The following is a 12,905-nucleotide window of genomic DNA, read 5'->3' as shown; positions in this document are numbered from 1 at the left end:
GCGCTTATATCCGATTTTACTTTTGGGGCTTGGTCGTCGAGCCCGGCGTTTTGCCAGCCGCTTTCCGTCCTTCTCGACTCCCTGTGATCTCCTCCGACGCTTCCATTAGCGGCGCGGCGATCCGTGGTTGCGTAGACCGCACCGTCCCTCGGGTCCATCTCTCTTTCATCCAATAGATCCCGGCGAGAAGCGCTACCAGACTCAACCCGACCACCAGTCCCGTTCCTTGTCCGGAAATGAAGGGCATGCTCACGAGGATTCCGACCATGCCGATGAGACCGGCCCAAGACGTATAGGGATAACCCGGAAGCTGACAGGCCGCTTCAGGAGAGCAAGGCGTCGTCCGCCGCCAGCGGTAGTGGGAGGCCAGGATGACAAAGTAGGAGAACAACAGCGAAAACCCGCCGCAGCTGACCAGAAAGAGGTAAACCTGCTGGGGAAGCAGATAACCCATGCCCAGGCCGAGCAGCATCGCGGCGCCGGAGAACAGGATGCTCTTGTACGGGATATCCTGCCGGTCCTTCAGCCATGCGGGAGCGTGGCCTTCCGACGCCAGCGAACGCAGCATCCGGGCTAGACCAAACGTCGAGGCCAGCATGGTGGACAGGATCGCCGTAATCATCACGATATTGATCAACGTCCCGGCCCATCCCATTCCCCAACGGGTCAGGGCCAGTACCAGCGGGCTTTGGTCCGCGATCATCCCCTGCGTTGGATATAAGAGAAGAACCACGGCGATGGCGGCGATATAAAGGGCAACCAGGCTGATCAAGGTCATATTGATGGCCCGGGGAATCGTCTTCTTCGGGTTCTCGACCTCAGAGGCGGCTAGTCCGATCACCTCAAATCCGGCGTAAGTGAAAATCACGATGAGCATACTTCCCGCAATCCCCGCAAATCCGCCGGGAAACCAAGCTTCGCCTCGCAGTTCCCCCGTGCCTGCGGCAGGGGTTCCGGGAACCCAGCCCGCGATCAGGGCCAGGCCGATCACGATAAACCCGACGATCGCCAGCAGCTTGACCGCCGCCAGGCCGCTCTCAAGCTTACTCAGGTAGTTGGCCCCAAGCAAATTAAGCAGCGTGATCCCCACAATAATGAGCATGCCCATAGCGACCTCCGGGAAGTTCGGAAACCATTCCCGCAGAAAGGTCGACGCTGCAATCGATTCGCTGGACATCGCCAGAATCAAGCCGACCCAATACACCCAGCCGGTGATAAATCCGGCGCCCCGGCCAAAGCTGCGTTCGGCATAGGTGCGGAAAGAACCCGGCACCGGATCGGCTGCGGTCATTTCCGATAGGGCATAGAGGATGACATAGACCAGCAAACCGCCCAAGATGTACGAAAACATGATACTGGGACCGGCCGCTTTGATCGCCACGCCGGATCCGAGAAAAAACGAACCGCCGACCACGGTCCCCAGCGCCAGCATCGTTAAATGAAACGTCGAGATCCCCTTTTCGCCCGCCTTGCCCTTGCCCACATGCACGCCTCCCAGATAAATATAGAAACTATAGGGAGTATTGGCTATTTCAAGCTAAAATATGTCATTCTCACATAGTCCCGTTGCGCACGCTCCGCTTGATTTTCCGCATGACCGAGCCGAGATAAAATGCGACACCCCAACCCAAAGCGGCCCCAACCGCATATGAAATCGATTGGCCTTTATCCCACGCGTGAGAGACGATCCAGCCCGTCAACAGGGTGGCCACGATAGCAACGACGATCAACGAGAACGAGATTGCCCAAACGAATCGCTGATTTCTGGCCCGCAAGTTTTCCGCGTCGCTGAACGACTCAGGACGCTCATCCTCATAAGGTTTACGCCACACAAATAGGTTTGACATGCAGCCGACGTATTCCCAGCCAAACTCCTCGTAGATCTGCTTATAACCTTTCTGAGGGACTGCCTGCAAATCAACGACATAACGGTATCTTTCCGGGGTTCCCTTGACGAAGCGCATAGCTATGGAACTCCATTGCCCCACCTTAATTGGATGCCAACCCTTAGCTGCCAATCCCTCGAACCACTGCTCATACTGAGCCGGAACCACATAACGAAATGCAGATAATAATTCGACCCTGTTTTCGCTCATATCAATCCCTCCACATTATGATGAAGCTCTTGGATTCGCCTAGCTTCTTCCATCAAGATCTGTTTGCCCAGCTCCGTGCTTGCATAAAATTTCTTCCGGTCCGCCTCCCGGGTCGGCACGATTAATCCGTCCTTTTCGAGCTTGCCAAGGCTTTGATAAATCGTACCCGCACCAAGAACGATGCGATCGTTCGTGATCTCCTTGACATGCTGCATGATGCCGTACCCGTGCCGCTCTTGCTGGAGAGATAGCAGGATGTAAAACATCGTTTCGCTCATCGGAATGAACCGCTTTTTCGCGCTCTCGAAATTCATGTTCCTTCCTCCATATATCGCTCCGTATTATATCACGTTGTGATATAAATATACATCACGTTGCGATACAAATCAAACCTCCCGTTGTTTTATGAAAAAAGCCGTATCGCCAAAGCGATACGGCAGCGCCGTGATCTATCCTCATTCGGCTCATTTCCCATTTCAGAGGGCGGCTTCTTCACGCCATCGCTTCGCTTGCTCCTGAACCATCGAGACAAATTGCTCCAACGCGGGAGAACGCCATTTCTTGCGGTGCAAGGCCAACTGCGTCGCGACCCGCTGCGATGCGTCGTTCCAGCCCAGCTTGACCAGTTTGCCTTCCGCAAGTTCGCTGCGGACGGTGATCAACGGCAGGAAAGATATGCCCAACCCGGACATCACACACTGCTTGATCGCTTCGATGCTCCAGAACTCCAAATTCGGATCGGGAAAAACGCCGTGGCTGTTCAAGTAATGCTCAAACAAGGTACGATAGGAGCAGCCGCTTTCGGTGTGCAGGATTGTCTGATCCTTCAGTTGGGCCGGAACGACCTCCGGCTCCCCGCATAACGGATGATCGGGCGGAGCAACCAGAGCCATCGGCTCATGGATGAGCGTTTCGATGTGCAAATCCCGATCCTCCACCTCCGGCTGCAGCAAGAAGGCCACATCCAGTTCTCCCGAACGCACGAAATCCCGTAATTCCCAACATTGACCCGGCTTTAACACGATCTTTACCTGGGGATAACGCTGCCTGTATTGACGGATGACCTCCGGCAACCGGAACGCGGCCAGCGATTCCGGTGCGCCGATCTTCAACGATCCGGCCATTTCGGCTTCCGGGTGCAGCGCGTTTTTGGCCATCTCGTGGATCTTGGAGATCTCTTGGGCGTAAGGAAGCAGCCGCCGCCCCGCATCGGTCAAAACGATCCTCCTGCCGATTCGATCGAACAACGGCAAGCCGATTTCCGCTTCCAGCGCTTGAATTTGCGCCGTCACACTGGACTGCGCATAATCAAGCTGCTGCGCGGCCCGGGTGAAGCTGCCGGCCTCGACCACCACCAAAAACGTAAACAAATGACGGGACTCCATAAGCACACCTTCTTCCATCGGAAATTCGAATGGATAAAATTCGATAATTCTGTTTTTCCTATGGATCTATTATCTGATACGCTAGAAAAAAACACAATGAAAGCAGGAATCGCTCCATGAAAGAAACAAGCAGCAAACTCCAAAAAGGGATTGGCCTGCCGCAGGCCATCGCATTATACATCGGCGCCGTGCTGGGCTCCGGCGTCCTGATCGTGCCTGGGCTGGCGGCGGAGATGGCCGGGCCGGCCTCCCTGCTCGCGTGGGGGTTCATGACGTTGCTGATTTTGCCGATGGCGCTGTCGATGGGACTCCTGTCAGCCAAATATCCGAATGCCGGAGGGGTGTCCCACTTCGTCACTTTGGCTTATGGGGAGAAGGCAGGAACACTCGTCGGCTGGTTCTTCCTGATGTCGGTGCCGATCGGCGCGCCGGTCGCCGCATTAACCGGCGCCGGATATTTGACCGCCGCGCTCGGTTGGGGCGAAGGGGCCAAGCTGGGCGTAGCCGCCGCGATGCTGGCCGCCGGCCTGTTGACGAACTGGATCGGCATGCAGCTTGCCGGCAAAATCCAGATCGCCGTCGTCATCGCGATCGCCTCCGTATTGATCTTCGCATTCGGGGCCGCGCTGCCGCGGATGGAAAGCGTCCATTTCACCCCGTTTATGCCGTACGGCTGGCTCAGCGTCGGTCAAGCAGCTTCCATGCTGTTCTGGTGTTTCATCGGCTGGGAGGCGGTATCGCACATGTCCGAGGAGTTTAAGGATCCGCAAAAGGCGGCGATCAAAGGAGTGACCGCCGCCGCGATTATCGTAGGAATCTTATATTTTCTGACGGCGTTAGCCACGGTCGGCACGCAAAGTTACTTGAAGGGCGGATCGGACTCCTCCATGGTCTGGATTATCAGCCAGCCGTTGGGTTCCTGGGGAGGCATCGTCGCCGGGGTTACCGGGCTGTTCATTTGCATGGCTGCGATCATCGCCTATACCGGTGCTGCTGCCCGGGTCGCTTACGCCATGTCCCGCGAGGGAAATGCACCAAAATGGTGGAACGGGTTATCCCCGCGGTTTCATACGCCAACCGGGTCGCTCTTGTTCCTCATGTTCTGCTTTGCCGCAGTCATGCTGCTATACGGAACCGGGGCCGTATCCCTAAGCACGCTGATCCAGTTCCCGAACGCGACCTTTATTCTGACGTACATGGGCGGCTGTGCAGCCGGAATCCGGCTCCTGAAAGGCAGCCGTGCCGGCGTCGTCCTCAGCTGGATCTCGTTTGCGGCCACGGCCGCCGTATTTCCATTCACGGGCTGGGCCATGCTCTACCCTTTGCTGATCACCGTGCTGTTTCTCGTGATCCAGCTGCGCTTCAGCCGGCGGAAGGCCGCTTCGCTGGATGCCTAATTTAAGGCCGGCGGGACGAGGCTACAGTGGACCTGCATACAGTCCATCGTAGCCTTTTTCATATCCGGCCCTCGTCAAAGTACGTGACCTCCGCACCTTTGGTCACAATAGAGCTAATCCCTTCCGGGTAGTACGGCATGAGCGTGTCAGCGCGATTCAATTCCACCCAAGCGATGTCTAAAATCTCGTCCGGACGGGTGATCTCCAGCTCGCCTCCGGCAATTTCCGCCCGGAAGGTAAGCAATATCACATGCTCCTCTTTCTCCATATGTACGAACTCATTGACGGCCACGATCCCGTGCACCTTGACCTCCAGTCCCGTCTCCTCCTTCCCTTCGCGGATCGCCGCCATCTGCAGCGTTTCGCCCGGCTCCACCGCGCCTCCCGGCAGCGTCCAGGCTTCGTTTTCATTTTGCACCATGAGCACCTTGGTTCTAGTCTCATCGGGAATCAACAGATATACGACATCCGTTCGTTTCATCGTTAGCCTCCAAATAATAAATCCAGTATCGTCGAAAATTTGCCGGACGGCTGTCCCCGGAGCACATCCGGATCATAGATCTCCACATGGCCGCAATGCAGGCAGGAGACGAATAGGTAATGGTTGTGCTGGATGTCCATCAGTTTACTTAACCCGTTGCCGGTCATCGCCACTTCTTTCACCGCGGCCTCCCGCTTCCCGCACTTGACGCATTTGAAGCGGCGCTGCAGCACCTCTTCCAAATCGAAGTAATCCATGACCCGTGGGGGGTCAGAAGGATCCCCGGGTTCCGGCCCGGGTAGCCCTTCCAGATGCTCCGGCAACACCTCGTGTCTGCATTCGGGGCAGATGTCCCCGACCAAAACGACCCGTTCTCCGCACCAAGGACATTGAACCACGCTTTCACCTCCTTATGGGTTAGGCTGGGAAAATTTTGCCCATATAATATTCATCGACGTATTGCCCATCCATGCGGATGGAGTTTCGTTTGACGCCTTCCACTTCAAAACCCATTTTCTTATAAAGGGCAACAGCCCGCTCATTCGGGACCATCACCGTCAATTCGAACTTCGTAAGTCCGGTTTGCGAACGCCACGCCTCGGCCGCCTGAAACAACGAAGTCCCCAGGCCCTTTCCGGTATGGGCTTCAACGATGCCGACGACGAGGTAACCGACATGCTTCGTTTTGTTGGCATTCCCGCCGAACACGGCCAAATAGCCAACAAGATCTCCCTGATCCTCCGCCACCAGAATCGTGGAGCGGCCTTCGGTCAGGATCGATTGAATCCGGTCCCGCTGCGCCTCTACCGTCGTGGTCCGTTCCCCGGGTTCATAAAGCATAAATTTCGTTTCCTGATCCAACCGCAAGCAAAGACGCAAGAATCGCTCGGCGTCGTCCTCCCTGATTTCTCTAATCTCATTCATACGTTTCTCTCCACCTTGAAATGATAGATATACTGCATCCCCATCGGACCCATTCGGGTCAAGCCGCGGTCTTCAAATCCGGCTTGATGGTATAGCCGCTGCGCCGTAAGGTTCCGCGCGTTGACGGCCAGAACGATTTCATCGACTTCCGGAAAATGCTCCCCCACGAAGGCGGGAAGCTGCAGCATTGCCGCTTTGGCATATCCTTTTCCCTGATGCCGGAAGTCGACCGACAGGGCTCGCAAGAGGATGGCCCGCGGGTTGTCGACCAACGAAGCGGATTCCGCGTTGAGATGCAGAACGAAGAACCCGACCGTTTCCCCTTCCGCCGATTGGATAACCACCGGATATCGGTTTGGATCCTGGGCCGCCACTTCCAAAGCCTCCCCGGGCAGCGCCGTAAACGCGACCTGCTCGGAGGGGAGCTCAAACCGTTGGAGCGCTTCGAAATCCGCCTCGGTATACAAACGAAGATGCGTCGGGCTACTCATTCTCAATCCCGCGCTCTTTCGCCGCCCACTTGTCTGCAACCCGGTCCTCACCCTTAAAATAATCCACTTGGCCGGCGCTTTCGTAAATTTCTTGATCAGGCAAAATATTAATTTTCCCCGAGTCCGGATATTCGCAGACATCCAGTCCCATACTCGTGCGAATATCCAGGTACTTGCACGGTTGTTCCGTATGATTAAACAGCTGATGCGCCCCTGAGGGCCCTATTTCGAAGAACGCGATGTCTCCGGTATGCAATTCCTGATGCCCTTCCGGCGTACGAAGCAACGCGCTTCCCTCCAGAATGACGAAGAGTTCCTCCGCATTGCGGTGAAAATGATAAGGATAAGAGTACTTCCCCGGATCCAGCGAGCGGATATCGAACGTCAAGTACTTGGAGCCGGTCAGCTCCGCCAAACGTTCGCTGGTGTGCCAAGCAAACTCCGGAATAGGCGATTGCTTCTGATGATAAGTAACGCGGTCCGCATGAAAAAGATGTGCCATGTCTCTCCCCCTAGATAAAAAAATGCCCGGCCGCCGATCATTCTTCCTGGGGCCGGGTCATGTGTTGGTTTCTCCATTATACCTAATTTGGGACCGTTTGGAGTGTTCGCGTTCTCTTACAACGAAAAGGTTTGTGCCAGAACGTCGTGGAGGCCGGACAACCCCTCGATTTCCACGCTTTCGATCGACTCGACGAACGAGATTCCATGCTGCCGGTAAATCTTCTTCCAGAAAGCCACGGCAACGGCGTTATTCTGCAATTGCTCCACCCGGATCCGGCCCGACAAGCGCCGAAGGATGTCGGACACGGCCGCTTCCGCCGCTTTTCGCCCGCGATATTTATGCAGCACGAACATCTCCTGCACCGTAAAGTCGATGTCCTCGGGCACGAATGGCGGTGCGCAAACCAATATGAATCCGGCCACCTTTCCCGAACAATAAATAAAATAAGGATGCAGTTCTTCCCGCTCCAAATAAAGGTACGTGTTCGCCAGATCGAATCTCCCGTCCTCACCCGGCTCCTCGCCGGTGAAAGCCGACAAATCATGCAAGTACAAGTTAAACAAATTAAAGAACAGCGACTTTTGAGACGGTAAAATTTCCGCGAGATGAACGTCCACGCTGAACCCCTCCTTGGTTTCGCGAATTGCCTTCCTCTTTTGTCCCGGAGATAAATATTCAGGGCTTCGATGCAATCCAAATATGCGGATCAGATCTCCTTCTATCGTGCGGGTCGGCCCCCGCCGCCTGCCAGTTCCTTCACTTCCGCCAGGCTGCGAATCTCGTAAGTCGGCTTCCGGTCCAGCGTGTTCGGACGGTGAAACGGGTTATACCAGCAAGTGTCGATGCCGTAATTCAGGCCGCCCTTCATGTCGGAGGTCAGCGAATCTCCCACGATCAACACCCGGCTTTTGTCCGCCTGCCGAAGCCCCAGTTTATCAAACGCGTAGTCGAATATCCCCGGATGCGGCTTCTGATATCCTGTGTCCTCGGACACGATGACGGCTTCGAACATCTCTGCCAATTCCGAGCCGGCAATTCGGCTTGTCTGCACCTTCTTGATGCCGTTCGTGAGGATCGCGAGGCGAACACCGGCTTCGTTCAAATCGCGGCAGAGCTCATAAGCGGCCGTCGATCAGAAAAATGCCTTCCCCAAGCCGTTCCAAATAACGCTCGCTGATCTCCTCTACTCGGAACCGGGGAGTTAAGCCGAGCTCTTGAATCAGCCTGGCGAACCGCTCCGTCCTCAGCGTGGCCTGCGTCACGAGGCCCTGCTCAAGATCGCGCCACAACTGCTGGTTAATCGCCTGATAAGCCTTCATCAGCTCGTCGGTGCAGGCGATGCCCGCCTCCGAAAGCGTCCGATTGAGGGCCTGGTTTTCCGCCTTAGGGTAATCGTATAACGTATCATCCGCGTCGAATATAATATGCGTGTAAGTCATGGGGCTCCTCCTGTTGCGTTGTCAGTTAACGAATTAAAATACCTAGCACCGGCACACCATCAGCACATTCCCGTCGGGATCCTTGAAATTAAACCAGTGGTTATGCTCGATCCCCGTAATCAATTCCACGTTCCGTTCCTTCATGTAGGCATAAGCTTCCGCAATGTCCCGAGCGTTGAAATGAAATGCCGGAGCGCGAAACGTCGTTTCCTTGGTGTAGATTTTGCTGTCCAGCACCAAGCTAGTTCCCTGCATTGGCAGCACGTACAAATGCCCGTGCAGAATTTCTCCATCGGCAGGCAGCCCAAGCAAGCCGCAGTACCAGTCCCGGGCCCGTTCAATATCGCTGACCGGGAGAAACACCGTCCCGATTTGATTGCTGATCGGATTCAAGGAACCCTCCCCTTTCATGCCCTTGTTTTAATCGGAATGTATAAGTCCACCTTAGCTTTGCCTTCCGGATCCTGCGCCGGATCGTTCATGCTGAACTCCAGGCAGTACCGGTCGTCCGGATCGTATTCGCTGTCCGGCAACCAGTTTCCGAATATGCTCTGGTACAGAAGCGCGAATTTATCCAGCGTATCGTAAAAAGTAAACTTGGCATATAGCCCTCCAGGCAGCGTCTGAAATCGGATCTCCGGCGGCGCATCCGCTCGGCTTAGCGTATTCGGTACGGTTACGCAGGCATCGTATCGACATTCCTCCTCCTCGGTCATCGCCGGATCGTCCAGGGAAATGCCGATAAAGGATTGCTCCGGCGGAAACAACCGATGTTCTGCGGCCCACTCTCCTAATCTCGCCCAAGCCCGATAAGTTTCCAGATAACTGCCGACATGCCTTACATACGCTACTTCCATCAAGGGAAGCTCTTCGATGGTTGCTTGCATTTGCCAAACCCTCCTCAATAAACTGTGTTTTACAGTTTGATCATAAAGGGTTGGCGCTGAGCCGGCTTCCTCGGAATTGCGGTCCCATAGCGAAATATTGCGATCCTGCATGGCCTGCTCACGCATCTCGGTCGGCGTTTGGCCATAATGCTTCTTGAAAGCCGCATTGAAGTTCGAAGCGGATTCAAACCCGCAGCGCAGCGAAATCTCCAGCACGGATTGGTCGGTATTCTGTAAATAAGCGGCCGCTCTTGCTAACCGCTGCTTGGTGATATACGCAAAAGGCGTATCCCCCGTCACCGAGGCAAAAATCCGCGAGAAATGGTATTTGGAGAAATGGGACAAATCCGCCAATTGATCCAAGCTGAGCTTGTGATCCAAGTGCGTTTCGATATACTTGCAGACTTGGTTGACTCTATCCCGATAATCGTTGATCAAGCCTTTTTCCTCCCCATAGCCTCTTCCCAATGGGAGGGCCGTTTCAGGAGGGGAGGCAGCTTGGTGGCCGCGTCCCCTTTGGCGGCGTTGACCTGGGCCTGGGTCAGGAACAGGCTGTGGGACAGATCGGCCCCCCTTACATCGGCATCCCGCAGGTCCGCGCCAATCACGTCGGCGCCGCGGAGGTCCGCTCCCCGCAAATCGGCGGCGATCAGATAGGCCCCTCTTAAGTGGGCGCCGCGCAAATCGGCCCCCCGGAGCTTAGCACCGATCAGGTCGGCGCCGCGTCCAAAGGTTCTGCGGCGTCCAGGCGCAGATTGGGCCTGCCGGAGCGCTTCGGCGCGGACGCGTTCGCTTACCTCCAGCAGCAGCTCGTTGACTTTCGCGCGATGAGCAGCCGGGTCACAACTGATCAAGCCGTCCACGTCCGCATAAGTCAGTTGTTCCGTCTCGTCATAGGCGTTTCGCAGACGATCGTGCAGATGGCTCGCCTGAGGCAAACTCAACGCTTCGTCCAGGTACCAAAGCAGTTCGTGCAACTGCCACATCACCGGAAAAACTTCAAACATCGGCTTTGCCGATCCCGGAACCTGACGCCAGCTCATGCCGGCGAAGGTGACCTGCGATACCTGTTGTCCCGCGCCAAAGCAGTCGTAAACGGTGCACCCCCGATACCCTTGCTCCCGCAGTTTGCCGTGAATCCCGCAGCGGAAATCATCTTGTAAATGCCCGCAGGGCTGTCCTGCCGCTTTATCCGCGGCGAAATCCACCGACGCCGCGAAAGGCAGGGCAGCGCAACACAAACCAAAGCAATGCTCGCAGTCCGCCTGCAGCGTCAAGCGGCGTTGCCCGTATGCGGATTCCCCGGTCGTTTCATTCTCAGGCATGGCTATTTCCCTCTCTTTGTTCTTCATGGTTGTGTATGTGTATCTAATATAAACAAGGAACCGGGAAAATCATAGGGATTTTATCTTCTTAACGAATTTCGCGGATTTGCCCGAGATGATGCTCCGCATGCCGGACATAATCTTCAAACAATTCGTCGAGCGTTAGCGAGGTGCCGTCGCCGAGTACGCACGGTTTCGCCCAATCCGATTCGGCGGCGCTCCGCAGCACGTTCAGGATCCACACGTTGAGTTGATTCCACAACAAGAGAAGTTCCTCGCGGCGATAATGATGCTGATACCCGTGACGCTTCACCCACTCACCCTGCGCGTACCCCTCAATCCTTACCGGTTCGTCCGTCGTTAGGATCTGCGTAAACCGCAAATGGTTATTTGCTGCCGAATCGCACAAGTGCCCGAGGATTTCCAGCTTCGACCACTTCTCCGGCGACGGTTTACTCATAAACCTTACCTCGTCCATGCTGCTGACGATGCTTGAAAGCTCCGCCAGCAGAAGTTCAAATCGTTCAATGGATCTGCTCATCCAACTTCCCCTCCTCGATTTGACGCCGCAAATACGCTTCATTTAACCCGTTTTGGGCAAAGGAAAACTTCTTTCCGGTTGACGCTTGCACTCGGTCGATGATTTGCCCTAAATGATAGCCGGTATGTTCGACCACGTGATACAACTGGTGCATCTGCTCCGGATCCATCCGGGTTCCATCGCTCAAACACTCGAGCATGAAGATTTTCCATGACAGGAGTTCCCCCTCAAAGAGCTGGATGAGCTGCTCGGGGGTTTGATCCCCCGCCGGAAAAAAACGTTCGAAATTCGGCTGCAATTGATCGCAGTGCCGATGTAGCCGCAAACTGCTTCTGGCTACGTGCTCGGTCACATGCAGAACGATGCTGCCGACCGGATTACCCGAGGGGTACGGTTCTGACCACAACTCCTCTAAGCTTATTGTGCTTAAAGCTTCCCGCAGCTTCGGCCTATACAGATCCGTCATGCGATGGAGCGTTATTCTCATGAATAACTCGCCTAGTTCGTCCTCTCCCATTTACGTCACCTCCGAAACATATCAAGATTTGCCCAATAACACCATATTAGGCCAGAACGGGTGGGTCGTAAATGCCGATTTACTGACATTCGCCTAACGGAAAGAGGCCTGTCGAAGCATGAATTCCTTCTGCTCCGGCAGGCCTCCCGAGATTCCTTAGGATATTTCCTTTTTCATCTCGTGCTGGCTTATTTTTTTATTTCAACTTCGCAACGGTAACGGCAACTTTCTCCAGCTGCGTTTTGCTTAATTTGCCGTCCGGCGAGCTCAGCGTAACGAAACGGTCGTCCAGCTTGAAGGAAAGCATCGGCGTTTCGGACGGCGTGTACCATTTGGCTTGAACGCCGTTCGACAGGGTCACCGTCTTCCCTTCGTATTCATAAGCGTAGTCCCGCGGGGATACCGTAACCGTCATATGATTAAAGATCAGATTTACGCCATCCTCCGAGGCGCCCACCATGTTAAAGGCGTCTCCTTTGGCCATTTGTTGAGGCGCATAAGGCGTTTCAAAAGATTCGAATTGGGCGAACGCCTTCGTGATCTCCTCCAATTGGGCCTTCGTATAGGTTGCGGGAATTAAGCCCGTATTTGGAGCTTCCGGGGTTTCCGGCGTTTTGCTGCCGATTTGCACCAGATGGTTGTTCGCGTCATAGTTCACTGGGACCTTCAGCACGTCCGCCAATGCCCGTACCGGCAAATACGTTGTGCCGTTATACGTGATTGGCGCTAAATGACGGCCTTGTCCGTCAACCGGAGCATAGGTTTTGCCATCGACCTGGATGCCGATCTGATGGTTCAAATAAGCGGTGATTTTCTGCAGTTGCGTTCCGGCATAGACTCCGGCGGCTCCGGTAAAGGTCATGCCTACTACGGCGAAAGCCAAGATGGATTTTTTCATGTGATTGTTCATGTCGTTG

19 protein-coding genes are annotated in these 12,905 nt (G+C 55.1%); 1 reads left to right on the top strand and 18 read right to left on the bottom strand.

Going from position 1 to position 12,905, the window contains the following annotated elements:
* Window positions 1-16: 16 nt before the first annotated feature.
* The 4 genes from MJ257_RS04050 to MJ257_RS04035 form a co-directional block, all read right to left on the bottom strand.
* Window positions 17-1,483: an amino acid permease gene (locus MJ257_RS04050; RefSeq protein ID WP_240268028.1), complete on the bottom strand. Its 1,467-nt coding sequence runs from the start codon at window positions 1,481-1,483 to the stop codon at window positions 17-19.
* A 70-nt stretch (window positions 1,484-1,553) separates the two neighbouring features.
* Window positions 1,554-2,096, bottom strand: a complete 543-nt coding sequence (locus MJ257_RS04045) for a DUF2812 domain-containing protein (RefSeq protein ID WP_240268027.1) — start codon at window positions 2,094-2,096, stop codon at window positions 1,554-1,556.
* Window positions 2,093-2,410, bottom strand: a complete 318-nt coding sequence (locus MJ257_RS04040; protein ID WP_240268026.1) for a PadR family transcriptional regulator — start codon at window positions 2,408-2,410, stop codon at window positions 2,093-2,095. Before MJ257_RS04040 ends, MJ257_RS04045 begins: the two co-directional genes overlap by 4 nt.
* 162 nt (window positions 2,411-2,572) lie before the next feature.
* On the bottom strand, window positions 2,573-3,481 hold the full coding sequence (locus MJ257_RS04035) for a LysR family transcriptional regulator (protein ID WP_240268105.1): 909 nt from the start codon (window positions 3,479-3,481) through the stop codon (window positions 2,573-2,575).
* 116 nt (window positions 3,482-3,597) lie between these two features.
* Between MJ257_RS04035 and MJ257_RS04030 the strand changes: the two genes are divergently transcribed.
* Window positions 3,598-4,878 carry an amino acid permease gene (locus tag MJ257_RS04030; RefSeq protein ID WP_240268025.1) on the top strand — a complete coding sequence of 427 codons (1,281 nt, stop codon included), beginning with the start codon at window positions 3,598-3,600 and terminating at the stop codon, window positions 4,876-4,878.
* A gap of 58 nt (window positions 4,879-4,936) precedes the next feature.
* On the opposite strand, the gene MJ257_RS04025 is transcribed toward MJ257_RS04030, so the two are convergent.
* From MJ257_RS04025 to MJ257_RS03965, 14 genes are all read right to left on the bottom strand, one after another.
* On the bottom strand, window positions 4,937-5,359 hold the full coding sequence (locus MJ257_RS04025; protein ID WP_240268024.1) for an NUDIX hydrolase: 423 nt from the start codon (window positions 5,357-5,359) through the stop codon (window positions 4,937-4,939).
* A 2-nt stretch (window positions 5,360-5,361) separates the two neighbouring features.
* The gene (locus MJ257_RS24900) at window positions 5,362-5,757 is read right to left on the bottom strand and encodes a zinc ribbon domain-containing protein (protein WP_308193155.1); all 396 of its coding nucleotides are present in this window, start codon (window positions 5,755-5,757) and stop codon (window positions 5,362-5,364) included.
* A gap of 19 nt (window positions 5,758-5,776) precedes the next feature.
* Window positions 5,777-6,283, bottom strand: a complete 507-nt coding sequence (locus MJ257_RS04015; protein ID WP_240268023.1) for a GNAT family N-acetyltransferase — start codon at window positions 6,281-6,283, stop codon at window positions 5,777-5,779.
* Window positions 6,280-6,774 (bottom strand): GNAT family N-acetyltransferase, encoded by a 495-nt coding sequence (locus MJ257_RS04010; protein ID WP_240268022.1) that lies wholly within the window; start codon window positions 6,772-6,774, stop codon window positions 6,280-6,282. Before MJ257_RS04010 ends, MJ257_RS04015 begins: the two co-directional genes overlap by 4 nt.
* On the bottom strand, window positions 6,767-7,276 hold the full coding sequence (locus MJ257_RS04005) for a cupin domain-containing protein (RefSeq protein ID WP_240268021.1): 510 nt from the start codon (window positions 7,274-7,276) through the stop codon (window positions 6,767-6,769). The genes MJ257_RS04010 and MJ257_RS04005 overlap by 8 nt, the downstream gene beginning before the upstream one ends.
* 116 nt (window positions 7,277-7,392) lie before the next feature.
* On the bottom strand, window positions 7,393-7,896 hold the full coding sequence (locus MJ257_RS04000) for a GNAT family N-acetyltransferase (protein WP_178024652.1): 504 nt from the start codon (window positions 7,894-7,896) through the stop codon (window positions 7,393-7,395).
* A 101-nt stretch (window positions 7,897-7,997) separates the two neighbouring features.
* Entirely contained in the window at window positions 7,998-8,381 is a 384-nt protein-coding gene (locus MJ257_RS24960; RefSeq protein WP_372489740.1) for an HAD-IA family hydrolase, read from the bottom strand.
* 13 nt (window positions 8,382-8,394) lie between these two features.
* Entirely contained in the window at window positions 8,395-8,718 is a 324-nt protein-coding gene (locus MJ257_RS24955; protein WP_372489739.1) for a YjjG family noncanonical pyrimidine nucleotidase, read from the bottom strand.
* A gap of 42 nt (window positions 8,719-8,760) precedes the next feature.
* A complete protein-coding gene (locus tag MJ257_RS03990) occupies window positions 8,761-9,111 on the bottom strand; it encodes a VOC family protein (protein ID WP_068786143.1) in 351 nt (116 codons plus the stop codon).
* A gap of 14 nt (window positions 9,112-9,125) precedes the next feature.
* Window positions 9,126-10,043: an AraC family transcriptional regulator gene (locus tag MJ257_RS03985; protein ID WP_240268020.1), complete on the bottom strand. Its 918-nt coding sequence runs from the start codon at window positions 10,041-10,043 to the stop codon at window positions 9,126-9,128.
* Window positions 10,040-10,930 (bottom strand): pentapeptide repeat-containing protein, encoded by an 891-nt coding sequence (locus MJ257_RS03980; RefSeq protein ID WP_240268019.1) that lies wholly within the window; start codon window positions 10,928-10,930, stop codon window positions 10,040-10,042. The genes MJ257_RS03985 and MJ257_RS03980 overlap by 4 nt, the downstream gene beginning before the upstream one ends.
* A gap of 88 nt (window positions 10,931-11,018) precedes the next feature.
* Entirely contained in the window at window positions 11,019-11,471 is a 453-nt protein-coding gene (locus tag MJ257_RS03975) for a DinB family protein (protein ID WP_240268018.1), read from the bottom strand.
* Window positions 11,455-11,958, bottom strand: a complete 504-nt coding sequence (locus MJ257_RS03970) for a DinB family protein (protein ID WP_240268017.1) — start codon at window positions 11,956-11,958, stop codon at window positions 11,455-11,457. Before MJ257_RS03970 ends, MJ257_RS03975 begins: the two co-directional genes overlap by 17 nt.
* Before the next feature lie 226 nt (window positions 11,959-12,184).
* Entirely contained in the window at window positions 12,185-12,886 is a 702-nt protein-coding gene (locus MJ257_RS03965) for a stalk domain-containing protein (RefSeq protein ID WP_240268016.1), read from the bottom strand.
* Window positions 12,887-12,905: the final 19 nt, after the last annotated feature.

The organism is Paenibacillus timonensis, assembly GCF_022427145.1.
Lineage (GTDB): Bacteria > Bacillota > Bacilli > Paenibacillales > Paenibacillaceae > Fontibacillus > Fontibacillus timonensis.
The sequence above is the reverse complement of the archived record's forward strand: the minus strand, read 5'-3'. Positions and strand labels throughout refer to the sequence as shown.

What these genes read in the sequence shown, in the direction of transcription:
- MJ257_RS04045 (WP_240268027.1), bottom strand. Translation starts at nt 2,096, where the DNA reads ATGAGCGAAAACAGGGTCGAATTATTATCTGCATTTCGTTATGTGGTT.
- MJ257_RS04040 (WP_240268026.1), bottom strand. Translation starts at nt 2,410, where the DNA reads ATGAATTTCGAGAGCGCGAAAAAGCGGTTCATTCCGATGAGCGAAACG.
- MJ257_RS04035 (WP_240268105.1), bottom strand. Translation starts at nt 3,481, where the DNA reads ATGGAGTCCCGTCATTTGTTTACGTTTTTGGTGGTGGTCGAGGCCGGC.
- MJ257_RS04030 (WP_240268025.1), top strand. Translation starts at nt 3,598, where the DNA reads ATGAAAGAAACAAGCAGCAAACTCCAAAAAGGGATTGGCCTGCCGCAG.
- MJ257_RS04025 (WP_240268024.1), bottom strand. Translation starts at nt 5,359, where the DNA reads ATGAAACGAACGGATGTCGTATATCTGTTGATTCCCGATGAGACTAGA.
- MJ257_RS04015 (WP_240268023.1), bottom strand. Translation starts at nt 6,283, where the DNA reads ATGAATGAGATTAGAGAAATCAGGGAGGACGACGCCGAGCGATTCTTG.
- MJ257_RS04010 (WP_240268022.1), bottom strand. Translation starts at nt 6,774, where the DNA reads ATGAGTAGCCCGACGCATCTTCGTTTGTATACCGAGGCGGATTTCGAA.
- MJ257_RS04005 (WP_240268021.1), bottom strand. Translation starts at nt 7,276, where the DNA reads ATGGCACATCTTTTTCATGCGGACCGCGTTACTTATCATCAGAAGCAA.
- MJ257_RS24955 (WP_372489739.1), bottom strand. Translation starts at nt 8,718, where the DNA reads ATGACTTACACGCATATTATATTCGACGCGGATGATACGTTATACGAT.
- MJ257_RS03980 (WP_240268019.1), bottom strand. Translation starts at nt 10,930, where the DNA reads ATGCCTGAGAATGAAACGACCGGGGAATCCGCATACGGGCAACGCCGC.
- MJ257_RS03975 (WP_240268018.1), bottom strand. Translation starts at nt 11,471, where the DNA reads ATGAGCAGATCCATTGAACGATTTGAACTTCTGCTGGCGGAGCTTTCA.
- MJ257_RS03970 (WP_240268017.1), bottom strand. Translation starts at nt 11,958, where the DNA reads ATGAGAATAACGCTCCATCGCATGACGGATCTGTATAGGCCGAAGCTG.
- MJ257_RS03965 (WP_240268016.1), bottom strand. Translation starts at nt 12,886, where the DNA reads ATGAAAAAATCCATCTTGGCTTTCGCCGTAGTAGGCATGACCTTTACC.